Source organism: Janthinobacterium salmonicoloratum (assembly GCF_051380845.1).
Lineage (GTDB): Bacteria > Pseudomonadota > Gammaproteobacteria > Burkholderiales > Burkholderiaceae_D > Janthinobacterium > Janthinobacterium lividum_F.
In genome coordinates, this window is sequence record NZ_JBNYXV010000003.1 from 270939 (window position 1) to 296234 (window position 25296).

At 62.1% G+C, this 25296-nt stretch carries 17 protein-coding genes; 8 read left to right on the plus strand and 9 right to left on the minus strand.

Annotated elements, in window-relative coordinates; translation table 11 throughout:
- Position 1: 1 nt before the first annotated feature.
- Entirely contained in the window at positions 2–2362 is a 2361-nt protein-coding gene (locus tag ACQ4WY_RS17940; RefSeq protein ID WP_436505175.1) for a DNA translocase FtsK, read from the minus strand.
- A gap of 215 nt (positions 2363–2577) precedes the next feature.
- Between ACQ4WY_RS17940 and trxB the strand changes: the two genes are divergently transcribed.
- From trxB to ACQ4WY_RS17955, 3 genes are all read left to right on the plus strand, one after another.
- Positions 2578–3531, plus strand: coding sequence for a thioredoxin-disulfide reductase (trxB, locus tag ACQ4WY_RS17945; RefSeq protein WP_353658082.1), 954 nt, complete (start codon positions 2578–2580; stop codon positions 3529–3531).
- A 7-nt stretch (positions 3532–3538) separates the two neighbouring features.
- The gene (locus tag ACQ4WY_RS17950) at positions 3539–4213 is read left to right on the plus strand and encodes a Smr/MutS family protein (RefSeq protein WP_436505176.1); all 675 of its coding nucleotides are present in this window, start codon (positions 3539–3541) and stop codon (positions 4211–4213) included.
- A gap of 123 nt (positions 4214–4336) precedes the next feature.
- Positions 4337–4966 (plus strand): trimeric intracellular cation channel family protein, encoded by a 630-nt coding sequence (locus ACQ4WY_RS17955; RefSeq protein WP_034786156.1) that lies wholly within the window; start codon positions 4337–4339, stop codon positions 4964–4966.
- A gap of 25 nt (positions 4967–4991) precedes the next feature.
- Here the strand turns inward: ACQ4WY_RS17955 and ACQ4WY_RS17960 are convergent, their stop codons facing one another.
- Entirely contained in the window at positions 4992–5330 is a 339-nt protein-coding gene (locus ACQ4WY_RS17960) for a P-II family nitrogen regulator (protein ID WP_034758685.1), read from the minus strand.
- A gap of 41 nt (positions 5331–5371) precedes the next feature.
- Positions 5372–6988, minus strand: coding sequence for an NAD+ synthase (locus ACQ4WY_RS17965; RefSeq protein WP_436505178.1), 1617 nt, complete (start codon positions 6986–6988; stop codon positions 5372–5374).
- Between the two features lie 90 nt (positions 6989–7078).
- Between ACQ4WY_RS17965 and ACQ4WY_RS17970 the strand changes: the two genes are divergently transcribed.
- Positions 7079–8212: a GNAT family N-acetyltransferase gene (locus tag ACQ4WY_RS17970; protein WP_436505446.1), complete on the plus strand. Its 1134-nt coding sequence runs from the start codon at positions 7079–7081 to the stop codon at positions 8210–8212.
- A 53-nt stretch (positions 8213–8265) separates the two neighbouring features.
- On the opposite strand, the gene ppa is transcribed toward ACQ4WY_RS17970, so the two are convergent.
- The gene (gene ppa, locus ACQ4WY_RS17975) at positions 8266–8808 is read right to left on the minus strand and encodes an inorganic diphosphatase (protein WP_086139428.1); all 543 of its coding nucleotides are present in this window, start codon (positions 8806–8808) and stop codon (positions 8266–8268) included.
- Between the two features lie 673 nt (positions 8809–9481).
- Here ppa and ACQ4WY_RS17980 point away from each other — a divergent pair.
- Positions 9482–11905, plus strand: a complete 2424-nt coding sequence (locus ACQ4WY_RS17980) for a membrane-bound PQQ-dependent dehydrogenase, glucose/quinate/shikimate family (protein WP_436505179.1) — start codon at positions 9482–9484, stop codon at positions 11903–11905.
- 113 nt (positions 11906–12018) lie between these two features.
- Here ACQ4WY_RS17980 and ACQ4WY_RS17985 read toward each other — a convergent pair whose 3' ends face one another.
- The 4 genes from ACQ4WY_RS17985 to hemC are packed head-to-tail and all read right to left on the minus strand — an operon-like array spanning position 12019 to position 16120.
- The gene (locus ACQ4WY_RS17985) at positions 12019–13215 is read right to left on the minus strand and encodes a heme biosynthesis protein HemY (protein WP_436505180.1); all 1197 of its coding nucleotides are present in this window, start codon (positions 13213–13215) and stop codon (positions 12019–12021) included.
- 4 nt (positions 13216–13219) lie between these two features.
- Positions 13220–14368, minus strand: coding sequence for a uroporphyrinogen-III C-methyltransferase (locus ACQ4WY_RS17990; protein WP_436505181.1), 1149 nt, complete (start codon positions 14366–14368; stop codon positions 13220–13222).
- Positions 14365–15147 (minus strand): uroporphyrinogen-III synthase, encoded by a 783-nt coding sequence (locus ACQ4WY_RS17995; protein WP_436505182.1) that lies wholly within the window; start codon positions 15145–15147, stop codon positions 14365–14367. The genes ACQ4WY_RS17990 and ACQ4WY_RS17995 overlap by 4 nt, the downstream gene beginning before the upstream one ends.
- On the minus strand, positions 15140–16120 hold the full coding sequence (gene hemC / locus ACQ4WY_RS18000; RefSeq protein ID WP_436505447.1) for a hydroxymethylbilane synthase: 981 nt from the start codon (positions 16118–16120) through the stop codon (positions 15140–15142). Before hemC ends, ACQ4WY_RS17995 begins: the two co-directional genes overlap by 8 nt.
- A 285-nt stretch (positions 16121–16405) precedes the next feature.
- Here hemC and ppc point away from each other — a divergent pair, with 285 nt between their 5' ends.
- The 3 genes from ppc (at position 16406) to ACQ4WY_RS18015 (ending at position 22415) form a co-directional block, all read left to right on the plus strand.
- Positions 16406–19246, plus strand: a complete 2841-nt coding sequence (ppc, locus tag ACQ4WY_RS18005; protein ID WP_436505183.1) for a phosphoenolpyruvate carboxylase — start codon at positions 16406–16408, stop codon at positions 19244–19246.
- A 177-nt stretch (positions 19247–19423) separates the two neighbouring features.
- Positions 19424–21220 carry a PAS domain-containing sensor histidine kinase gene (locus ACQ4WY_RS18010; RefSeq protein WP_436505184.1) on the plus strand — a complete coding sequence of 599 codons (1797 nt, stop codon included), beginning with the start codon at positions 19424–19426 and terminating at the stop codon, positions 21218–21220.
- Positions 21221–21275: 55 nt separating this feature from the next.
- Complete coding sequence (locus ACQ4WY_RS18015; RefSeq protein ID WP_436505185.1) at positions 21276–22415, plus strand: HAF repeat-containing protein; 1140 nt, start codon at positions 21276–21278, stop codon at positions 22413–22415.
- A 56-nt stretch (positions 22416–22471) separates the two neighbouring features.
- On the opposite strand, the gene rpoD is transcribed toward ACQ4WY_RS18015, so the two are convergent.
- Complete coding sequence (rpoD, locus tag ACQ4WY_RS18020) at positions 22472–25021, minus strand: RNA polymerase sigma factor RpoD (RefSeq protein WP_436505186.1); 2550 nt, start codon at positions 25019–25021, stop codon at positions 22472–22474.
- Between the last annotated feature and the right edge of the window lie 275 nt (positions 25022–25296).

Genomic DNA, 25296 nt, shown 5'->3' on the forward strand with positions numbered 1-25296 from the left:
ATTACCCTTGTTCGCTACTTGCCGCCGGCACCAGGATTTCCCGGTTGCCATTGGATTGCATGGTTGATACCACCCCGCTCTGCTCCATCTGCTCGAGCAGACGGGCGGCGCGGTTGTAGCCGATGCGCAAATGACGCTGCACCAGCGAAATCGAAGCGCGGCGGTTTTTCAGCACCACCGCCACCGCCTGGTCGTACAGAGCATCGGCCTCGCCGCCGCCCTCGCCCGGCGCGCCGCCCTCGGCGCCATCGCCTTCCAGGGTGCCGCCTTCGAGGATGCCCTCGATGTAATTCGGTTCGCCCTGCAACTTCAAATGGCTGACGACCCTGTGAACTTCTTCATCGGAAACAAACGCGCCGTGCACGCGCATCGGCAAGCCGGTGCCGGGCGGCATGTACAGCATGTCGCCCATGCCCAGCAGTGTTTCCGCGCCCATCTGGTCTAGAATGGTGCGCGAGTCGATCTTCGACGATACCTGGAAGGCGATACGCGTCGGAATGTTCGCCTTGATCAGGCCCGTGATCACGTCTACAGATGGGCGCTGCGTGGCCAGAATCAAGTGCAAACCAGCGGCGCGCGCCTTTTGCGCGATACGCGCGATCAATTCCTCGACTTTTTTGCCCACCACCATCATCAAATCGGCCAGCTCGTCGATGATGATGACGATGGTTGGCAATTTATCGAGCGGTTCCGGCGAATCCGGCGTCAGGCTGAACGGATTCGGGATATGTTCTTCGCGCTTTTTCGCGTCGGCAATCTTCGCGTTGTAGCCGGCCAGGTTACGCACGCCCATCTTGCTCATCAGCTTGTAGCGGCGTTCCATCTCGTTCACGGCCCAGTTCAGCGCGTGGCCCGCCTGGCGCATATCGGTCACGACGGGCGCCAGCAAGTGCGGAATGCCTTCGTAGACGGACATTTCCAGCATCTTCGGATCGATAAGGATCAGGCGCACGTCGAGCGGGTCGGATTTGTACAGCAGCGACAGAATCGTCGCATTGATGCCGACCGATTTACCGGAACCGGTGGTACCGGCCACCAGCAAGTGGGGCATCTTGGCCAGGTCCGCCACGACGGGCTTGCCGGCAATATCCTTGCCCAGCGCAATCGTCAGGCTGGACACGCCATCGTTGTAGACCTTGGAGCCGAGGATTTCCGTCAGGCGCACGATCTGGCGCTTGCTGTTCGGCAGCTCCAGGGCCATGTAATTCTTGCCGGGGATGGTTTCCACCACGCGGATCGAGGTCAAGGACAGCGAACGGGCCAGGTCGCGCGCCAGGCCCACGATCTGGCTGCCCTTCACGCCCGTAGCCGGCTCGATTTCATAGCGCGTCACGACAGGGCCGGGGTAAGCAGCCACGACCTTGGCATCCACGCCAAAGTCGGACAATTTCTTTTCGATCAGGCGGCTCGTGAATTCCAGGGTTTCCACGGAGACCGTTTCCACCACGGGCGGCGCTTCGTCAAGCAAGGACAGCGGCGGCAGCTTGCCGTCGCCCAAGCCCTCGAACAGATGGGCCTGGCGCTCCTTTTCCACGCGCTCCGATTTCACCACGGTGACCACTTGCGGCTCGATCTTGACGGGCGGCGCTGCCACATGTTTCTCCACATGCTTGGCCCGTTCGATTACCACCACTTCGTCGCGGCGCACGGCGGCTACTTCACCCTGGCGGCGGTCTTCGCGGTCCTGATAGCGCAGCACGAACCAGTTGAACGCATCTTCGATGGCGCCGCCTATGCGCTCGGCCACTTGCAGCCACGACACATGGAAGAACAGGGAAAAGCCCAGGCCGAACAACAATAGCAGCAGCAAGGTGGCGCCCGTGAAACCGAAGGCCACGTGGGCCGAGTGCCCCACCAGCTGGCCCAGCACGCCACCCGGCTCGCGCGGCAGCTGCACGTGCAGGCTTTTCGCCATGCGCAGGTATTCGAGGCCCATGCTGCCGATCAGCATGATGGAGAAGCCGACGATGCGAATCAGCATCTCGACATGGTGCTCGCGCTCTACCTCTTCCTCTTCCAGCAGGAAGCGCTTGCTCAGGCGGCGGTAGCCATGCCACACCGTGCGCAGCAGCCACACGCACCACCACCAGGCGGAAAAGCCGAAGATGTACAGCAATAAATCAGAGAAGGTCGCACCGAGCTTGCCGCCCAGGTTAGCCACCTTGTCGACGTTGGTGGCGTGCGACCAGCCGGGGTCGAGCTTGTTGAAGCTGGCCAGTATCAGCACGAAATACAGGGCGAACGCAGCCAGCGCGAACCAGCGCGCCTCGGACAGCAGCCGCACCAGCCGGTTGGGCAGAGGACGGCGTTCGACCGGTTTTCGGGTGTAGCTATTTTGATTGGCCTGGGCTGGTTTAGTCATTCTGGGAAGCGCTGCAAGGTGATAAGTGTTTCTGAAAGGGAATTTCCCATAATAAGGAAGTATTCTAAGCCATATATGCCCCCGACGGCCCCACGATTCGTCGCTAATGGCGGCTTGGTCTATAATCGCGGATTGCTTGCGCAAGCGCAATACGCCCTTGTTCTTCGCGCGTACGCCCCCAATTCGGATAGACCCCACTCATAGAGAAGCCTCCCATGACCACTACCAAACACGCCCGCGTTTTGATCCTCGGCTCCGGCCCAGCCGGCTACAGCGCTGCCGTCTACGCCGCCCGCGCCAACCTGAACCCGATGCTGGTCACCGGCGTGGAACAAGGCGGTCAATTGATGACCACCACCGACGTGGAAAACTGGCCAGGCGACCCGATGGGCGTGCAAGGTCCGGACTTGATGCAGCGCTTGCTGCAGCACGCCGAGCGTTTCAATACGGAAATCGTCTTTGACCACATCCACACCACCTTCCTGAATGAAAAACCGATCCGCCTGAAGGGCGACAGCCACGAATACACGTGCGATACGCTGATCATCGCCACGGGCGCGTCCGCGCAATACCTGGGCCTGCCATCGGAATCGGAATTCATGGGCAAGGGCGTGTCCGCCTGCGCCACCTGCGATGGTTTCTTCTACCGCAACCAGGAAGTGGCCGTCGTCGGCGGCGGCAATACGGCCGTCGAAGAAGCGCTGTACCTGTCGAACATCGCCAATAAAGTCACGCTGATCCACCGCCGCGACAAGTTCCGCGCGGAAGCCATCCTGATCGACCGCCTGAACGCCAAGGTTGCCGAAGGCAAGATTGTGTTGAAATATAACCACACCCTGGACGAAGTGACGGGCAACGAAGGCGGCGTGACGGGCCTGAACATCAAGTCGACCATCGACGGCAAGGTCGAAGCGTTGAGCGTGCACGGCGTGTTCATCGCCATCGGCCACAAGCCGAACACAGGCATCTTCGAAGGCCAGCTGGAAATGCACAACGGCTACATCAAGACGAAAACGGGCCTGGAAGGCATGGCCACCGCCACCAGCGCACCGGGCGTGTTTGCCGCCGGCGACGTGCAAGACCACATCTACCGCCAGGCCATCACCAGCGCCGGTACGGGTTGCATGGCAGCACTGGACGCCCAGCGCTACCTGGAAGGCCAGGAGTAAGCGTCGCATGGCGTCGATGAAAGACTTCGCCGACCTGAAAGCGGTCAGCAAGCAGCTCAAGGAGCAGGCGGACGCGCGCGCGCAAGTCGCGGCTGAGCGCGCCCAGCAGGTCAAGGTGCAGGCCGTGGAGAGCAATCTGTTCAAGGCCAGCATCGGCGGCGTCAAGCGCCTGCCCGAGTCGGACCGCTACGTACCCAGCCTGCCCAAGGCGGGGGCCATGGCGACCCAGCAGCCGGCGCGCAAGCTGACGCCGGAAGAGGAACATGCGGCCGTGCTGCGCGAGTCGCTGTCGGACTTGTTTGAGGTCGACCATTACCTGGAAAACGATCCGGCCCTGAACTACGCCCGCCCCGGCGTGGGACCGGACGTGGTCAAGAAGATGCGCAAGGGCCACTGGCCCATCCAGGATGAGCTGGACTTGCATGGCTTGCGCCGCGACGAGGCGCGCGACGGCATCGGCGCCTTTTTGAACCAGGCGACGCGGCGCAAGCTGCGCTGCGTGCGCGTGATTCACGGCAAGGGTTTTGGCTCGAAAGGCCAGGAACCGGTCTTGAAATCGATGGTGCACAGCTGGCTCGTGCAAAAGGATGAAGTCGTCGCCTTTTGCCAGGCGCGCCGTTCCGAGGGAGGCGATGGCGCGCTGGTGGTTTTACTTTCAGCGGCCCTGCAGCCCATGCGCTAGCCTTGACAGCAAGATATTTCAATTCAGTAACAAGTTAGCCCTCACACCCGGCCCCGTTTGTCACCATTCGGGGCCGTGTCATGTTAACCTGTGACAATTATTTCCTGTCCTAGCGCTCCGCCCATGATGCCACCCCAATTGCCGCCTGGCTCGCTGATCAAGATCATCGAGGTCATCGCCATCCTGGTGGGCGCGTTTTCCGGCTTCATCGAAGCGCGCCGCAAGCGCATGGACCTCGTCGGCGTGTTCGTCGTGGCGTTCATCACGGCGTTTGGCGGCGGCACCCTGCGCGACATCCTGCTCGACAAGCGGCCCCTGTTCTGGGTCTCGCACCAGGAATACGCGATTCTCATCTTCGTGCTGGCCCTGACGGCCGCGCCCCTGATCCAGCATTTGCGCCAGATCGTCTCGGAACGCCTGATCGTCATCGCCGACGCCATCGGCCTGGGCATGTTCGCCATCGCGGGCGTGGCCGAAGCCATGCGCGCCGGCATGCCGATTTTTATTGCCTCGATGATGGGCGTGATTACGGGGATTTTTGGCGGCGTGATGCGCGACATTGTCTGCAACGAAGTGCCGATGGTGTTTCGCGACGGCAAACCGTACGCCATCTGCGCGTTCTTCGGCTGCTGGGCCTACCTGCTGCAAATGCACTTCGGCGCCGAGCACGACTTTGCTCTATGGACCAGCGCCAGCGGCATCACGATCTTGCGCCTGATATGCTGGAAATTCGACATGCGCTTGGGGCGCTGAAGGTCAGCGGCCCAAGCTGAAACACTTACACTGCGTCAGGACCGGTTTCACCCGTGCGGATACGGATAACCTGTTCCACGTCACGCACGAAAATCTTGCCGTCGCCGATCTTGCCCGTGCGGGCAGCCTTGATGATGGCGTCGACCACCAGTTCCGACACGCTGTCGTCCACCACCACTTCGACTTTGACTTTCGGCAAGAAGTCGACCACGTACTCGGCGCCACGGTACAGCTCGGTATGGCCCTTCTGGCGGCCAAAGCCCTTCACTTCCGTCACGGTCAAGCCCGTCACGTTCACATCGGCCAGGGCTTCGCGTACTTCGTCGAGCTTGAATGGTTTGATGATGGCGGTAATCTGTTTCATGGCTACTCCTTAAAATTGTTGGATTGTGGACAGATGGCTGCTTATTCGTAAAACTTCGACGTGATAGGGTAGCGCCAGTCGCGGCCGAAGCCACGGTGCGTGACGCGGATGCCCACCGGCGACTGGCGCCGCTTGTATTCATTGATCTTGATCAGGCGCGTGACCCGGGCCACATCGGCCGGCGGGTAGCCAGCCTCGATAATCTCGGCGATCGGCCGGTTTTCTTCCATGTACAGCTGCATGATGCCGTCGAGTACATCGTATGGCGGCAAGGAATCCTGGTCCAGCTGGTCGGCACGCAATTCGGCCGACGGTCCGCGCGTCAAGATGCGCTCGGGAATCACGTCCGACACACTGTTGCGCCAGGCGCACAGGCGATATACCAGGGTCTTGGCGATATCCTTGATCACGGCAAAGCCGCCCGCCATGTCGCCATACAGGGTGCAATAGCCAACAGCCATCTCGCTCTTGTTGCCCGTCGTCAGCACGATGCTGCCATGCTTGTTCGACAAGGCCATCAGCAAGGTGCCGCGGATGCGCGCCTGGATGTTTTCTTCCGTCGCATCTTCCGCCAGTCCGGCGAACTCGTCAGCCAGGGTGGCGCGGAAGGCATCGAAAGTTTGCTTGATCGGAATTTCATCGTAGCGCACATTGAGACGTTTTACCATGTCGCGCGAATCGATCCACGAGATATCGGCCGTAAATTGCGATGGCATCATGACGGCGCGCACCTTGTCGGCGCCCAGCGCATCGACGGCGATGGCCAGGGTCAGGGCGGAATCGACGCCGCCCGACATGCCGATCAGCACGCCCGGGAAGCCGTTCTTGACTATATAGTCGCGCACGCCCAGCACCAGCGCCTGGTACACCTGCGCCTCCGTGGTCAACGGCGCAGCCAGCGGCTGCGGCACGGGCGTGGCGCCGTCGAAGTCGACCAGCTGCAAGTCTTCCTCGAAGTGGCGCAACTGGGCGCAAATCGTGCCGGCCGCATCCATGACAAACGAGTCGCCATCGAAAATCAGTTCATCCTGGCCACCGACCAGGTTGGCATACACGAGGGCCATGCCTTGCGCGCTGACATTCTTGCGCATGGTTTCATAGCGCAGATGCTGCTTGTTCATGTGGTACGGCGAACCGTTCGGCACCAGCAGCACTTGCGCACCGGCCGCGCGGGCGCGCATCGGCGCGTGCTCGAACCACGTGTCTTCGCAGATATTGATACCGAAACGCACGCCCTTCACGCCAAACACGAAAGCCTGGTCCGACGACGTAAAGTAACGTTTTTCATCGAACACGGTTGTGTTCGGCAAATCGTGCTTGCGGTAGGTGCCCAGCACTTCGCCGTTCAGCAGCACGGAGGCGGCATTGTGCCGCACACCCTTCTCGTCTTGCAGGGGCAAGCCCACCACCACGTGCAAATCCTTGAACTGGGCCAGGTCGGTAGCCAGCCCCGCAAACGCTTCCTGCGTTTTTGCGTAAAATGCATTGCGCAGCAACAGGTCCTCGGGTGGATAGCCAACCAGCGACAGTTCCGGCGTGAGCACGATATCGGCGCCCGCTTCAAAGGCGCGGCGGGAAAGGTCGAAGATCTTGGCACGGTTGCCGGCCAGATCGCCGACCGTACTATTCATTTGAGCAATTGCGACTTTGACTGTCATGATGATGATGGATATTTCGTTCTATTAAACAAGACAGGGGCGCGCAGGCCGACGGCGGCGCCCCGAGAGTGATGAATGCACACTACAACAATGAATTATCGCACGGCTATCGTCTCTACCCTGGCTGAAATTGGCGAAGCGGCCTGGTCTGAACTGCTGGCCAGCCAGGCGGACGCCACTCCCTTCCTTTCCTACGCCTTTTTGCACGCGCTGCACGAGTCCGGCTGCGCCAGCGCGGACACGGGCTGGCAACCGAATTACCTGGTGCTGTGGCAAGGCGATGTGCTGGCCGCCGCCCTGCCCCTGTACCTGAAGATGCACTCGTATGGCGAATACGTGTTCGACTGGGCCTGGGCCGAGGCCTATCAGCAGCATGGCCTTGAATATTACCCGAAACTGTTGTCCGCGATTCCGTTTACGCCTGTCAGCGGCACGCGCTTGCTGGCCCGCGATGGCGAGGCCCGCGCGGCCCTGCTGGCCTTCCTGCAGGCGCAGCAGCAAGCAGCCGAAGTGTCGTCCTGCCACATCCTGTTCCCGCCGGAAAGCGAAGCGCGCCAGCTGGCGCAAGCTGGCTACCTGATGCGTAGTGGCGTGCAGTTTCACTGGCTCAATCCCGGCTACACGGATTTCGAGCAATTCCTCGCCACCCTGGAACACAAGAAGCGCAAGAATATCCGCGCCGAGCGGCGCAAGGTGCAGGAGGCTGGCGTTACCATGCGCCAGGTGTGCGGGGTGGATGCTGTGGAGGCCGACTGGCAACTGTTCCACCGCTGCTACAGCAATACCTATGCGGAACACCGCTCGTCCCCCTATTTGTCGCTGGATTTCTTCCGCCGCATCGGCGCCAGCATGCCGCAGAACATCCTGTTGGTGATCGCCGAACGCGAAGGCCGGGCCATTGCCGCCTCGCTGGTGATCCACACGGCTGACACTCTGTATGGCCGCTACTGGGGCGCGCTCGAACACGTGCCCTGTCTGCATTTCGAAACGGCGTATTACCAGCCGCTGGAGTTTTGCATCGCCAACGGCATCGCCACCTTCGAAGGGGGCGCGCAAGGCGAACACAAGATGGCGCGGGGCTTCCTGCCGCAAAAGACCTGGTCCGCCCACTGGCTGGCGCACCCGGCATTTGCCGATGCCGTGCAGCGCTTCCTCGAGCGCGAGCGGGGCGGCATCGATGCTTACCTCGATGAGTTGAACGAGCACAGTCCGTTTCGCGCATAAAAAAACGCTCCCGGCCATGTGACTGGCAGGGAGCGTTTTTTTACTGGGTGTTCTTACGCTTTTGCGGCATCGGCCTTGTAAGCGGCAACACCGCCGAGGATTTCTTCCTTGGCCACTTCAGGACCGTACCAGCCGTCGATCTTGACCCATTTGCCTTTTTCCAGATCTTTGTAGTGCTCGAAGAAATGCTGGATCTGGCGCAAACGCAGTTCGTTCAAGTCTTCCGGCTTTTGCCAGTGGCTGTAGATCGACAGGACCTTGTCGACTGGCACGGCCAGTACTTTCGCGTCTTCGCCCGACTCGTCGGTCATTTTCAGCACGCCGATAGGACGGCAGCGCACGACCACGCCTGGGATCAGCGGGAACGGGGTGATGACCAGCACGTCAACCGGGTCGCCATCCGGCGACAGGGTGTTCGGCACGTAGCCGTAGTTGCACGGGTAATGCATGGCGGTACCCATGAAGCGATCGACGAAGATCGCGCCGCTTTCCTTGTCGACTTCGTACTTGATCGGATCGGCATTCATCGGGATTTCGATGACGACGTTGAAATCGTTCGGCAGGTCGCGGCCGGAAGAGACGTTATTCAAACTCATGGGGTTCCTCATTAGCGGATTGTGTTTTAACCGCGCAATTATAGCGAAGTACAGGCAGCTTGTGCGATGCAGCAGCGGCCCGCCGGCGTTTTGCGCCTCACGCCAACAACACCGGCATGGGCGGCCCGCCGGCGCCCGCAGCCTGCCGCCCTTTCGCCTTCCCCGTCCGCAGCAGCCGGCCATCACGAAAATAAAGGGACCGTCGACAATAATAAGTAGAAACACTTAAGCAATATTACCGACATATTGAATTAATGCCGCTGGAATATCGGCTTATTTTCATTTCAATATCACCACACCGCAAACATGGTTATTATAATCCGCATTGCATTTCTTGCAGCCACTTATAACAACTGTTTGATCATCATTCATCCCGTGATGCGTCTGTATTATTGCGCGACCGTTTCAGCGCCTCCCGTTAGCCACCCTCCAGGCGGCCTTCCAGCCCCGCAACGCCCTCATCCAGCATAATATTTTCTCTTATTTGAAGTTTTTATTTTATTCAAATGACAGTCCTGCCAAAAAATGGCGCGACCAGAAGACAATCATCAATTCTGATAAACTATCACATTCTGGTGATTCCAAACTTTGTATATTCTGCAATCGACGCCTTCCCTGAATTCAATATGGCGCATCAACGCGCCACCGATAAATCCTTGCAAAAAGGAATATGATGATTCCCTCTTTTCGGCCCGGTCCTTTATTAAAGGTCACCGGCGTTATTTTCATTCTGTTTGGCCTCGCCCTGCTGGGCGGCGGCATCTGGCTGGCCACGCTCGGCGGCTCGTGGTACTACTTGCTGGCCGGCATCGGCATGCTCGTTGTCGGCGCGCTGGTGTTCCAGGGCAAGCGCAGCGCACAACCGTTCATGGCGCTGCTGCTGACCGCCACCCTCATCTGGTCCGTCATTGAAGTGAAATTCGACTGGTGGCAATTGCTGCCGCGCCTCGATATCTGGTTTGCCGCCGCCGTCTGGCTGCTGCTGCCCTTCGTCAGCCGCCGCCTGGCGCCACCTGCCGCCGAGAAACAGCCGCAAGCGGGCAAGACGGCCTTGAGCGCCGCCGTGGCCCTGACCGTCATCGCCGGCGTCATCGCCCTGTTCCAGGACTACCATGACCTGCATGGCGACGTGCCAGCCGCAAACATGGCAGCCACCGCCACCGGCGACCTGGCTCCCGGCGTCGAGCCCAATGACTGGTCCGCGTATGGCCGCTCCGGCTATGGCGACCGCTACGCCCCGGCCGCGCAGATCACGCCGGCCAATATTTCTGGTCTGAAAGAAGCCTGGACCTACCACACGGGCGACTTCAAGGGTCCGAACGACCCGGGCGAGATCGCCAACGAAGTCACGCCGCTGAAGGTCAATGACATGTTGTACCTGTGCACGCCGCACAATATCGTCATCGCCCTGAACCCGGACACAGGCAAGGAAATCTGGCGCCACGATCCGAAGATCAACCGCGACGCGGCCAGCTACCAGCACATGATCTGCCGCGGCGTCGCCTACTGGGACGTCAACGCGGGCCGTGCGAAGAATGATCCTGTGCCGCAAGCTGCCAGCATGGAATGCCCGCGCCGCATCCTGGCGCCGACCATGGACGGCACCATGATCGCCGTCAACGCCGATACGGGCGAGTCGTGCAAGAGCTTTGGCAACAACGGCGTCGTCAACCTGTACAAGAACATGGCCATGATCAAGCGCGGCTTCCTGATGCCGACCTCGCCGCCGGCCGTCTCGCAGAAAATGGCCGTGATTGCCGCCAGTGTGACGGATAACCATTCGACGGAAGAGCCGTCGGGCGTGATCCGCGGTTACGATCCCGTCACCGGCAAGCTGATGTGGAACTGGGATCCGGCCACGCCGGAAGATACCAAGCCCTTCCCTGAAGGCAAGAACTACACCAACAACTCGCCCAATTCGTGGGGCGTGGCCAGCATCGATGAAAAGCTGGGCATGGTCTACATTCCGATGGGTAATGAAACCCCCGATACCTGGGGCGGCAACCGCAACAAGAATGGCGAGAAATTCAACAGCGCCATCGTCGCGCTGGATCTGGCGACGGGTAAAGTGCGCTGGGTGTACCAGACCGTGCACCACGATATCTGGGACATGGATATCGGCGGACAACCTTCGCTGGTCGACATCGATACGCCCAAAGGCAAAGTTCCATCGGTCGTGGCCACGACGAAACGGGGTGACATCTACGTGATCGACCGCCGCGATGGCAGCCTGGTCGTGCCGGCGCCGGAAAAACCCGTGCCAACGAGCAATCCTGCCGCTGGCGACACCCTGTCGCCCACGCAGCCGTTCTCGGCCCTGACCTTCTTGCCTGAGCGCAATATCAGCGAAGCGGACATGTGGGGCACGACGCCGTTCGACCAGCTCGCTTGCCGCATCATCTTCAAGGAACGCCGCTATGAAGGCCCGTTCACGCCGCAAACGGCTGGCAAGGGCGCCGTCATCTCGCCGGGCCCGCTGGGCATCTTCGAATGGGGCGGCGCCGCCATCGACCCCGTGCGCCAGTTGTTGATCGTCAACCCTGACTACATGGGCTTCCTGGAAAAACTCGTGCCGCGCGCGGAAACGACGGCCAAGGGTGGCACCGGCGGCGAAATGGGCTTGCAGCCACAGACGGGCGTCCCGTTTGCCGTAGAAATCAAAGCCTTCCTGTCGCCGCTGGGCTTCCCGTGCCAGGCACCGCCATGGGGCTATGTGGCCGCCGTCGACCTGCGCACCATGAAAAAAGTGTGGATGCACAAGAACGGCACCACGCGCGACAGCGGTCCCGTGCCGATTCCATTGCCACTGGGCGTGCCCAGTCTGGGCGGCATGGTCACCACCGGCGGTGGCGTGATCTTCCTCAGCAGCACGCTCGACTACTACATCCGTGGCTACGACGTCAGCAACGGTAAAGTAATCTGGAAAGCCCGCCTGCCAGCCGGCGGCCAGGCTACGCCGATGAGCTATGTGTCGAACAAGTCGGGACGCCAGTTCGTCGTCGTCATGGCCGGCGGCCACGGTTCGCTGGGCACGAAGATGAGCGACACTCTGGTCGCGTATGCCTTGCCGGAAGGCACTGCCGTACCGAAGAAGTAAAGGCCGAAGAAGTAAGGCAGCAGCGCACTCCGCCCTGGAGTGCGCGCACAAAAAAAAGCCGTTCAGTCTGCACTGAACGGCTTTTTTACGTCTGGCGAAAAGGCCTGCAAGGCTTACAGGATGGTCGCCAGCGCGCACTGCCGGTAATGCGCGGCGGCCTGTTCCGTCTGCTGCAAGGCATCGTGCATCTGCGCCAGCTTCAGGTGGGCGTCGCGCACCATTTGCGGCTCGTTCGCGTCGGACAAAGCCTGCTCCAGGTGACGCTGGGCCTTGCCCCACAGTTTTTGCTTGAGGCACAAAGTACCCAGAGTCAGCGCCAGTTCCGCATCCAGCGGACGCTGTTTCATCCATTGCTCGCAATGCTCGATCTGCAGCAGCAGGGCCGGCGTGCCACTCGGGGCCGCCGCTTCGCGGTAGGCGCGCACGACGCGCTCGTCCCAGTCGGCGGCCAGCGACTCTTCGCACACGAGGCGCGCTTCGTCGTGCAAGCCGCGCGCATTCAGGGCCGTGGCGGCGCGGCAGGCGATATACGGCTTGACCCGGTCGCTGCTTGGCACGGTGGACCACACGCGCATCAAGGATTCCGCGTCATGCGATGGATCGGACAGCAAATGGTCGTAGGCCAGTTCGCGCAGGCGCGACGACAGGGCCGGATGCAGGGCGCGGTGCTTGTCGAGCGAACGCACGAGGCGCAGCACTTCGGGCCAGTTCTTCGCCTGCTGCTCGGCCTTCAACGACCATTGCAGCGCGTGGATATGGCGCGTGCCGCTGGCGTTCAGTTCGCGCACGGCGGCCAGGGCCGCTTCCGGCTGGTGGTCGTCGACCAGCAATTCCGTCACCGTCATCAAACGAGCCGTCTTCAGGCTGGCGTCGCCTTCGACACGGGCCAGCCAGCTGTCGCGGCGTTCCGACTGGCGCATGCGGTGCGCGGCGCGCGCGCCGATCAGCGCAGCCAGGCCGGCGTTTTCTTCCAGCTCGGCGGCGCGCAAGGCCTCCTTCTCGGCATGACCGAAACGGCCTTCGAACAGGGCTTTCAACGCTTCACGCAAACCCTTGTTGCCATCGCGCTCACGCTTGCGGTGGCGGTAAGCCGCCACTTGCGCCGGCATGCGCACGGTGGCGCGCACGGCGCGCACCAGCAGGTACAGCAGCACGAACAGCACGACCTGCAGCAGCAGGAAGAAGTTCAGCGACAAATCGATGCGGTAAGGCGGATAGAACAGCACCACGTTGCCGGGGTTGAAACGGGCCGTCACGGCGATACCGATCGCCGCGGCCATCAGGGCGAGTAACCAGAGAAATAGACGCATGGGCTCAGGACTTCGCTTTGTAGTTGCGCACAGCCGCCAAGCTGTCGGACAAGGTTGGCATTTCGATGGCTAGGTTGCTGCCCTGCACCTGGCGCAGCAGGGCTTGCGCCGTCTGCGTGCTCTTGGCGCGGGTGTCGAAATACTTGGCCAGCGCATCCTGGGCGGCGATCAAATCATTCCTGAAGGCGGTTTCATTACGCGACAACAAGGCCATGCGGGCATTGAGCAGGCGCAGCTTGACGTTTTCACGCAAGAAATACGATTGCGTCGGTGACAGCATCAGCGCTTCCGGCGTATCGACACGGCGGATGCGGATCAATTGACGCACGTCGGCCCACATGTCGCCGCTCCAGGTATTCCAGCCGTCGCGCACTTTTTGCAGCAGCGGTTCCGGCGCCGGCGGCCCTACCAGCTTGCCGCTAGCATCGCGCACGGGCTTGGCCTTGCCCGGTTTTTCCGGTGCGGCCGGCAAGGCCGGCGTTTCGTCGGACAGCATCGGCAGGGCGTCGACCTGGGCGATCACGGCATCGAGGCGCAGGGCCACGCCCGTCGAATCGACGCTGGGCAGGGCCTTGAGTTTTTCCATGTCGCGGCCGATGGCGCGGCGGATCGTGATGAATTGCGGCTTGTCGGAACGCGACAGGCTGCGGTCGGCGTTTTGCAGGGCGATCAGCGCGCCGGGCACGTTGCCGGCCAGTTGCAACTGCTGGCTGGCCGTCGACAGCACTTGCTCGATTTCCGTCAGCGCCCACTCGTCGCGGTTCTTCGACAAGTCGTTATACAGTTGTTCCAGGGCCAGCTGCTGGCTTTGCGTTTCGCTCTGGCGGTTTTCCAGTGCGCCCACCTTGATTTGCAGCTCTTTTGTGCCTTCTTGCACGTTGCGCGCCAGCACGCCCGTTTCGGCGTTGCTGACATCGCCCTTTTGCAGGCGCTTGGCCACCTCTTCGCGCAGGTTGCGGATCTGCTTGCTGGTCGACCAGCTTTGCGCAGCCAGCAGCACGGCCAGCACGATGACGGCGATGCTCATGGGCTTTTGCAGCTGTTCGAGCAGGCTAGGCGCGCGGCCAGCAGGTTGGTCGGCCGCCTGCGGCGCCGTCTTCACGGCGCCGCCAGGCGTTGCATTCGGTTCGGAGAGTGTAGGCATTTCGTTCATGGTCGTGATTGTAACGCGGCGAGCACTCCTGCGTCGCCTGATCCTGTCAAGGTGACACGGGCAAAACCCAGGGCCGCCGCCGTTTGTGCAATGCGGGCGTGCGGCACGATCAGATGCTGCTGTTGCATTTTAACAACAGCCGTCTTTTTGGCATCCAATTCCTCGAGCAGCGCCAGCAAACCGCGCAGCGCTTCCGAGCTGGTGATGATCCAGTCATTATTATGCTGCAACAGCTTTTCCAGGGTCGCCCGCAAGGCCGGCGTCAGCTTTGGTACCTTGCGGCGGTAGGCCGTGACGAACTCGACTTCGGCGCCTGCCGCGCGCAAGCCGTCGGCCAGGTAGTCGCGTCCGCCATCGCCGCGCACGATCAGCACGCGCTTGCCGCGCAGGGCCGGCAAGTCCAGCGCCAGCAACAGATGTTCGGAATCGCTGCGCGCCGTATCGAGCGGACTGGTGATGGTCGCATTGGCCTCCGTCACGCCGTGCGCCCCCAATGCCTGGCGGCTGCCCTCGCCCACCACGGCCAGCGGCAAGCCGGACGGCCAGGCGGGCAAGTGCGCAAAGACGCAGTCGATGGCGTTGGGCGAGACGAACGCCACCAGGTCGTAATCGGCCAGGCGCGCCAGCACGGCTTGCAGCTGTGCGCATTCCTCCTCGCCGTCAAGCGCGTGGATTTCCAGCAGCGGCAGCAAGGTCACGGGCCAGCCCAGCGCCGCGATTCTGGCGGCCAGCGGCCCCGCTTGCGCCGCGGGCCGCGTGATCACCACGGTGTCAGGCATGCGGCGCCAGGCCTTCATGGTTGTCGGGCGTAACGGCGCACGAGGCGAGGATGCCGGCGGCGTCCTGGCCGCGCAGCAGTTCGGCCACCTGTTCGCCCAGCTGTTCCGGCGCGCTAGACGGGCCACTGACGTCGGCGCTGGCCATGCGCGCGCCGTCCGGCGTGGCGACCATGGCGCGCAAACGCATCTGGTCGCCCTCGACTGTCGCAAACGCGGCCAGCGGAATCTGGCAGCTGCCGCCGAAAATCTTCGACACCTTGCGCTCGGCCGTGACGGCTTGCGCCGTATCAGTATGGTTCAGCGGCGCCAGCAGGCGCACCAGGTCGGCGCCGTCGGCACGCCCGCTGCGAATTTCGATCGCCATGGCGCCCTGGCCGGCGGCCGGCAAGCTGTCTTCCGGCGCCAGCACGGCGCGGATGCGCGACGCCAGGCCCAGGCGTTTCAGGCCGGCGGCGGCCAGGATGATGGCCGCGTAATCGCCACGGTCCAGCTTGCCCAAACGCGTATCGAGGTTGCCGCGCAGGGGCAAAATCGTCAGGTGCGGATAGCGCGCGGCGATCAGCGACTGGCGGCGCAGGCTGCTGGTGCCGACGACGGCGCCATGCGGCAACTCGGCCAGGCTGGCGTAATCGTTCGATACGAACGCGTCGCGCGGGTCTTCGCGCTCGAGGATGGCGGCCAGGGCAAAGCCCTCCGGCAACTCCATCGGCACGTCTTTCAGCGAATGCACGGCCAGGTCGGCGCGGCCTTCTTCCATCGCTACTTCCAGCTCCTTGACGAACAGGCCCTTGCCGCCTACCTTGGACAAGGCGCGGTCCAGAATCTGGTCGCCGCGTGTGGTCATGCCGAGAATTTCAACGCTACACTGTGGATATAGGGCGGCCAGGCGCGCACGCACATGTTCAGCTTGCCACATGGCAAGACGGCTCTCGCGCGTGGCAATCACCAGACGGGCGGGAATCTTCGGCTTCAATTCGTTCGGCGTCAATTCGTTCGGGATCAATTCGGATGCTTTCAAAACAAGGTTCTTTCGCTGTCGTTGTCGTTTTTCGTTGCCATTTCGCCGGACGCGATATCGTTATGTATCGAAATGGCGCCCGGCGTCGCTATAATCGTTATCCCTTCGCCTATACGGCCAAGTCAGGCTAGCGTCCATGTTCAAGACCACAAATTTTATCATGCACCCCCTTCCCTCTGCGGCCAAACGCCCGGTGCGATCCACATTCCCTTGCTTTTCCACTTACTTTGGTTCTTTATTATGCTCAATGACGCAGTAGCACCAGAAATAGTCCCGGCAGCCGGCTCCGACAAGGACGCGCCACTGAAAGAAGACATCCGCCTGCTGGGCCGCCTGCTGGGCGACGTGCTGCGCGAACAGGAAGGCGATGCCGTCTTCAATGTGGTGGAAACCATACGCCAGACTTCCGTGCGCTTCCGCCGCGAAGCGGACGCGGGCGCCGCGCTGGAACTCGACGCCATGCTCAAGGAACTGAGCCGCGAACAGACGATTTCCGTCGTGCGCGCCTTTTCCTACTTTTCGCACCTGGCCAACATTGCGGAAGACCAGCACCACATCCGCCGCCGCCGCGCCCACCTGCTGGCCGGCTCGCCGGCGCAAAAGGGCAGCATCAGCTTCGCGCTGAAAAAACTGCGCGCCGCCGGCGTGCCGCGCAAGACCGTCGACACCTTCTTCCAGGACGCCCTGATCGCCCCCGTGCTGACGGCCCACCCGACGGAAGTGCAGCGCAAGAGCATTCTCGACGCCGAGCACGACATCGCCCGCCTGCTGGCCGAACGCGACGTGCCGCAGACGCCGAAAGAGCGGCAAGCCAACATGCAGCTGCTGCGCTCGCGCGTGGCCACCCTGTGGCAGACGCGCATGCTGCGCTATTCGAAGCTGACGGTAGCCGACGAGATCGAAAATGCCCTGTCCTACTACCGCATCACCTTTCTGCGCGAACTGCCGGGACTGTATGACGACATCGAGGACGACATCGCCGCCGAGTACCCGAACGGCGACGGCACGATCGAACCGATCAACGCCGCCTACGTGCAGATGGGCAGCTGGATCGGCGGCGACCGCGACGGCAACCCCAACGTGAATGCGGGCACCATGCAGCATGCGCTGGCGCGCCACGCCACGACCATCCTCGATTTTTACCTCGACGAAGTGCACGCGCTGGGCGCGGAATTGTCCGTCTCGACCTTGATGGTGGGCGTGAGCGCCGAACTGCAGGCACTGGCCGACCAGTCGCCGGACGCCTCACCGCACCGCAGCGACGAGCCGTACCGCCGCGCCCTGATCGGCATCTATGCGCGCCTGGCCGCCACGGCCCGCGCCCTGGGCGCCACCAACATTCTGCGCAAGGAAGTGGGCGCCGCGGCCGCCTATCCGGACGCGGCCGCCTTTGTCGCCGACTTGCGCACCATCGTCGCCTCGCTCGAGTCGCACCACGGCATCGCCCTCGTGCGCCCCCGCCTGGCCACCCTGGCGCGCGCGGCCGACATCTTCGGTTTCCACCTGGCTTCGCTGGACATGCGCCAGACCTCGGACGTGCACGAACGGGTGCTGGCGGACCTGTTCGCGAAAAGCGGCGTGGCCGCCGACTACACGGCCCTGTCCGAGGAAGACAAGCAGGCGCTGCTGCTGAACGAACTGGCACAGCCGCGTCTGCTGTACTCGCCCTACATCGGCTATGCCACGGAAACGGATTCCGAGCTGGCCATCCTGCGCGCGGCGCGCGACATCCGCCAGCGCTACGGCGCGCGGGCCATCCGCAACTACATCATCTCGCACACGGAAACCGTGTCCGACTTGCTGGAAGTGTTGCTGCTGCAAAAGGAAACGGGCTTGCTGCGCACCGATTGGCAAACTGGCGACAGCAGCTGCGAGCTGATGGTCATCCCCCTGTTCGAGACGATACCCGACCTGCAGCGCGCGGCCGGCATCATGAGCCAGGTGATGGCCTTGCCGCTGGTCAAGCAATTGATCGCCAAGCAGGGACAGTTGCAGGAAGTCATGCTCGGCTATTCCGATTCGAACAAGGATGGAGGTTTCCTCACCTCGAACTGGGAACTGTACAAGGCGGAACTGGCGCTGGTGGCCGACTTCCAGAAGGCCGGCGTCAAGCTGCGTCTGTTCCATGGCCGCGGCGGCACGGTGGGCCGTGGCGGCGGACCCAGCTACGAAGCCATCCTGGCCCAGCCGCCGGGCACCGTCAACGGCCAGATCCGCCTGACGGAACAGGGCGAAATCATCGCCTCGAAATTCTCCAATGCGGAAATCGGCCGGCGCAACCTGGAATTGCTGGTGGCCGCCACCCTGGAAGCGAGCCTGGCGCCGCAGGAAGCCAATCCGGCCCGCAACGGCCAGCTGGCGCAGTTCGAAGCCGTGATGGCGGAACTGTCGGACCTCGCCTATCACGCCTACCGCCACCTCGTGTATGAAACGCCGGGCTTCACGGAGTATTTCTTCTCGGCTACGCCGATTGCGGAAATCGCCGAGCTGAACCTCGGCTCCCGTCCCGCTTCGCGCAAGGCCAACCAGCGCATCGAAGATTTGCGCGCCATTCCCTGGGGCTTTTCCTGGGGCCAGTGCCGCTTGCTGCTGCCGGGCTGGTTCGGCTTCGGCAGCGCCATCGAGGCCTGGATCAAGCAGGCCGACGGCGCCGCGAAGGATGAAAAGATCGCCACCCTGCGCGCCATGTATGCCGAATGGCCATTCTTTGCCACCCTGCTGTCGAACATGGACATGGTGCTGGCCAAGACGGACCTGGCGATTGCCTCGCGCTATGCGGAACTGGTGGCAGACCAGGACTTGCGCGAGCGCATCTACAAGCGCATCACGGACGAGCATGGCAACACCTTGCGCTGCCTGGAGCTGATCACTGGCAACACGGAGCGCCTGGCGGGCAATCCGCTGCTGGCCCGCTCGATCCAGAACCGCTTCGCCTATCTCGATCCGCTGAACCACTTGCAGGTGGAATTGATCAAACGCAACCGCGCCCTGTCAGCGGAAAGCAGGATCGACGAGAGGGTTCACCGCGGCATCCAGCTGTCGATCAATGGCGTGGCGGCTGGCCTGCGCAATACGGGCTGATAGCGCCAGGCTGCCATTGGCAGACAGGGGCCGGCACCGCAAGGGCCGGCCCTTTTGCTTGCCCAATAGCAAAATATTCTCAATAAAACAACATTTGATATTACACTAGCGGTTGACACCTTTCCCACTCCGGCCTCTTGCACACCGCAGCGGCCAACCATGACGCCAAGGACGCGGATGAGCAAATGGTCGATTGAAACGCTGGGCGCGGCATGCGCCGCCCTTATCCTGATCATGATGGGCTGGGTGGCCGGCGTGGCCTGGCAAGAGCTCGACTTCTGGGAGCGTGTCTGGCTGGCCCTGCTGCTGGCCGCTGCCGCCGGCGCGGTCCTCTGGCTGATGCGCAAGCTGCGCAGCCACCTCGCCATGACGCGCGCGCAGCTCGACGAAAGCCTCATGCGCTACAAGCACTTGAGCGAGACTGCGCAGGACGGCATGTGGCAAACGGATGCGCATGGCGCGATACAGCATATCAACCAGCGCTTGTGCGACATCCTGGGCCTCCCGGCAGAAGACTTGCTGGGTCACAATATAAGCGAATTCCACGACGAAGCCACCTTGCAGCGCCTGTGTCCGCTACGCCGCGCCGCCGAGCAAAGCTGCATGGGAGAATTGCATTTCCTGCACAGCGACGGTACGGAACGGTGGGCCATGCTCAGCGGGCGGCGCCTGTACGACCGCGGGGGACGCCTGACGGGCGCGCTGGTCATGGCCAGCGACATCACGGAACACAAGCGGGCCGAGCACGCGTTGAGCCTGGCCCATGCGGAGCTGGAAAGCCGCGTGGCCTTGCGCACGGCCCAGTTGCTCGATGTCAATCTCCAGCTATCCGCGGAAATCGCCATGCGCGCGCAAACGGAAGCGGCCCTGGCGCGCAGCGAAGAGCGGCTGCAGGACATCATTTCCATGATGCCCCTGTCGCTGTTCCTGAAAGATGCCGATTCGCGCATGCTGCTGATGAACCAGGCCTGCGAGCGGCAATGGGGCGTGCGATTCCAGGATATCGCCGAAGGACGCGACGTGCAGCACTTTCCTGCGGACCAGACCCAGGGATTCCACGCGGCGGACCAGGAAGCGTTTGCCAGCCGTCAGGTGGTGATACGCGAAGAACTCGTATGGAACGCGCAGTTGCAGGAAAATCGCCTCGTGCAAACACACAAGAAACCCGTATTCGACGCCGATGGCCAGCCGCAGATGATCATCGCCATGGCCATCGACATCACCGACAGCAAGCGCAACGAGGAAAACCTGCAGCGCACCCTGGCCCAGCTGCGCGAACTGACCGACCACCAGCAGACCATCAAGGAAGAAGAAAGGCGCCGCATCGCGCTCGACATTCATGACGACCTGGGCCAGAACCTGATGGTGCTGCGCATCGACGTGTCGCTGCTGCATGCGCGCACGGCCAGGACCCACCCGCGCCTGCACCACCACGCGCAGCGCGTGCTCGACACCATCGACACTACCATCCGCTCGGTGCGCACCATCATCAATGACTTGCATCCCAGCACCCTGGAGCTGGGACTGGGGCCGGCGGCCGAATGGCTGATACGCCAGATGGAAAGCCGCGGCGCCATCCGCTACCAGCTCTCGCTCGACAGCGAGGCGCCCGACCTGGGCCTGGACCAGCGCCAGACGTCGGCCATCTTCCGCGTGCTGCAGGAATCGCTGTCGAACATCGTGCGCCATGCCCAGGCCAGCGAGGTGGAGGTGGCGCTGGCGCAAGATACGGATGCCATCGTGCTGCGCATCAGCGACAACGGCATCGGCATGCAGCCGGACGACCACGGCAAGAAGGCCGCCTTCGGCCTGAAAAGCATACGCGAACGTGTCCACGCCCTGGGTGGCCGACTCCACATCGACAGTCAGGCGGGCCAGGGCACCGTGCTGGCCATCCATCTGCCACAGGCCAGGAAAAACGCGCCAGCCGAGCAGGATGAAATACAAAAATTATTAAAAACAGTAGTAAATTAAGTATGCATTTTCGACATAAAAAAGTATAGTAAGTTTTTTCTTTGAGGAAACTATCATGCCGCCACGGTTTTTCCGCTTCCACGCCCCACTGCTCAGCCTATGCCTGCTGGCGGCCGTCCCCACTGCCAGCGCCACCATCTATGCCGAACGTGGCTTTGGTGAAAGGGATGGCAACGGCAGCATCGCTTCCGATCTGAACCCGGCGGGCCTGGTGGCCGGCGTCATCATGGAGGAAGAAGGTCGGCGCCGCGCCGTGACGTATCAGCATGGCCGCATCAGCGAGCTGGGCACCCTGGGCGGCAATGAAGGTTTCACCAAGGCCATCAATATCCATGGCGTGGTGGTCGGTTCGGCGCAGACGGCCAGCGGCGCCTGGCACGCCTTCCACTACGACGCGGCGGGCGGCATGCGCGACCTGGGCACCCTGGGCGGCACCAGCAGCTATGCCACGGCCATCGCACGTGACGGCCAGGTAGCCGGCTATGCCGATACCAGCAGCGGCGATTTCCACGCCTTTGTGACGAAAGCCGACCACAGCCTGCAAGACCTGGGCACCCTGGGCGGCGCCAGCAGCTATGCCAGCGGCCTGAACAACCATGGCGTGGTGGTTGGCACGGCGCAGCGCGGCGATGGTTACCGCCGCGCCTTCGTCTACCGCCCAGGCGCGGGCATGCAGGAAATAGGCACCCTGCCCGGCGGACGCATCAGCTCGGCCACCGCCATCAATGACGCGGGCCTGATCGTGGGCGCTTCGGAAACGGAGAAGCGCCGCTGGCACGCCTTTGCCTGGGACGGCAAGCGCATGCTCGACCTGGGCGCCATGATCGGCCAGGGCGACAGCTACGCCACGGCCGTCAACGCGGCCGGCCACGTCGTCGGCAGCGTCAGCATCAACGGTTTTGAACCGATGACCTTTGTCTACAAGGAAGGCGTGATGACGGTGCGCCGCCGCGACGATGGCCTGTACCTGACCAACAAGATCACGGACGCCGGGCTGGTGGTGGGCGCCATTTATACGGGGCATAAATTCCAGGCCTTCGCCGTGCCATCGCAAGCGGCTCCCGCACCGCACCGCAGCAACCCGTTGGACTGGCTGGTCATCACCTTCCTCATCTCCGCCAGCGGCGTGGTGCTGTACAAATTGCAGCGCAACTATCGCATGGGCCTGCTGGGCGCGCGCACGCGTTTTATGTAGGCAAGGCATGCTGCAGGCGTAAAAAAAGAGGCTTGCGCCTCTTTTTTTTTGACTGCTTAGTTTTGCGTCAGGAAAGTTTTGAGCTTGTCCGAACGCGAAGGCTGGCGCAGCTTGCTCATGGCTTTCGCCTCGATCTGACGGATGCGCTCGCGCGTCACGTCGAACTGCTTGCCCACTTCTTCCAGCGTGTGGTCATTCGACATTTCCACGCCGTAACGCATGCGCAGCACTTTCGCTTCGCGCGGCGTCAGGGAATCGAGCACTTCCTTGATCACGTTGCGCATCGATGCGTGCAGCGCGGCGTCCAGCGGCGCCAGGGTGGTGTTGTCTTCGATGAAGTCGCCCAGTTGCGAATCGCCATCTTCGCCCATCGGCGTTTCCATGGAAATCGGTTCTTTCGCGATCTTCATGATTTCGCGCACCTTGTTTTCCGGCATTTCCATCTTGACGGCCAGGGTCGCCAAGTCCGGCTCGCTACCCGTTTCCTGCATGATCTGGCGCGAGATGCGGTTCATCTTGTTGATCGTTTCGATCATGTGCACCGGCACGCGGATGGTGCGGGCCATGTCGGCGATCGAACGCGTGATCGCCTGGCGTATCCACCAGGTGGCGTAGGTCGAGAACTTGTAGCCACGGCGGTATTCGAATTTATCGACGGCCTTCAGCAAGCCGATGTTGCCTTCCTGGATCAGATCGAGGAATTGCAAGCCGCGGTTGATGTATTTCTTGGCGATCGAGATGACCAGGCGCAAGTTGGCCACCGTCATTTCGCGTTTCGCGTGACGCGCGCGCTTTTCGCCGGCAGCCATCTGCTTGTTGATCTTGCGCAAGTCAGCCAGCGGCAGGGCCACGCGGGCTTGCAGGTCGATCATTTTCTTTTGCAGTTCCTTGACGGCAGGCACGTTGCGGCTGAGGATGGCGCTGTACGGATACTTGCAATCGACTTCGCGGTCGACCCATTCCAGGTCGCATTCATTGCCCGGGAACACCTTGATGAAGTGGGCGCGCGGCATGCCGCATTTGTTCACGCACAGTTCCAGCACGGCGCGCTCGATGTGGCGCACTTCTTCCATCTGACCGCGCAGCGTGTCGCACAGCTTTTCGACGACCTTGGCCGTGAAGCGAATGCCCAGCAATTCCTGCGAAATGGCTTCCTGTGCCTTGATGTAGGCTTTCGAGTTGTAACCCTCGGGCGCCTTGCGCATCTTGTCGTACTGCGTCGAAATGACGTTGAATTTCTCCAACGCATTCTTTTTCAGCTGGGCCAGCTGTTCGCTGGAGAAACCGGCCGCGCCGCCATTGGCGTCGCCATCTTCTTCCTCGGCTTCTTCTTCCTCTTCCTCGTCGTCACCGCTGGCGGCGGCAGGCGCGGGGGCAGCGGCTGGTGCCGGGGCATTGCTTTCGTTCAAGTCGACAAAGCCGTCGACCACTTCATCGACCTTGATTTCGTCGCGCGCGATTTTTTGCGACAGTGCAACGATTTCGCCGATGGTGGTCGGGCAGGCGGAAATCGCCTGGATCATGTCTTTCAGGCCGCCTTCGATGCGCTTGGCGATCTCGATCTCGCCTTCGCGCGTCAGCAGCGCCACGGCGCCCATTTCACGCATGTACATGCGCACGGGGTCGGTGGTACGGCCGAAGTCGGAGTCGACGGTCGACAGGGCGGTAGCGGCAGCCGCTTCCACTTCATCGTCGCTGGTGACGGTGGCGACGTTGTCGGTCAACAACAAGCTTTCCGCGTCAGGGGCGCGCTCGTAGACGGCGATGCCCATGTCGTTGAAGGTGGCGATGATGCCTTCGATGGCTTCCGGATCGATGATGTTTTCCGGCAATTGGTCATTGATCTCGGCATAGGTGAGGAAACCGCGTTCCTTACCCATGTTGATCAAGCCCGTGATCTGCTTGCGGCGGCGTTCCAGGTCCGCTGCCGATGCTTCCGGATCGCCCAAGGCGTCCGCCAGGCCGCCCTTGGCCTTGCGGTCGCGCGCTTTCGAGACGGCCTTCAGTTCGGCGCGTTCGACGGCGTTCAGTGCTGCCACTTCATCGTTTTCCGGCGTGAATTCGCTTGGTTTGCGGCCACGGCGGCCTGGCACCTTGACTGTAGGCAAGAAGTAATTCGAGGTATCGATGGCGGCCAGGGCATCGGCGTCCGTGGTCTTGCTTACCACTTGCGCGCCGGTGATGATGGTCACGGGCGCCGCTTCAGGCTTGGCGCGCACGACTTTCGAACGGGCCGCCGTCACCACTTTATTCGTGGCGGCGCTTTCGCTGACCTTGCGCGGCGCGGCCGGAGCCTTGGCGCCGGGGGCGATCTTCACGCTCGGCGTCTTGGCCGGTGCAGCATCGGCGACCTCGGCAACGGCCTCGGCGGCCGGCGCGCTGACGGCCGCTTCCGCAGCCGTTTCGGCAGGTGGCACGGCAGCCAGGCGCGAGCGGCTTTTCTTCACCACGGTGACGACGGTCGGCGCCGTCGTGACGGTGGCTTCCGGATTCTCTTGCGCATTATCGATGAAGTAAGATAAAGTCGTTTTGGGTACGGCAAGTGGTGCCGCGGCTGGGCGTGGCGCCTTGGCGGACAACGTTAAAGTTTTTGGCGTATTCTTCATGAGATATCTCTTAATGCGAGACCAGATGGTGTCGGCGCGAAGTGAATGATTCCACCTAAGCCTGCGAAACCGGACTCGATGGAGCGTATTGTTGCGGCTGCCGTGTTAACGGCAGCGGCGCCTGTCTATCGGGACGTTCAAAGCCCGCGCATCCAGCGGCGGCGGGGCCGAAGCCGGGTCAGATAAATAAGCGATGTACATTGCGGAATGAAAAAAAGCCCGTACCAGAACGGGCTTGAATCTATTGTTGTTCAGTGAAGACACAGCGGAGAGCA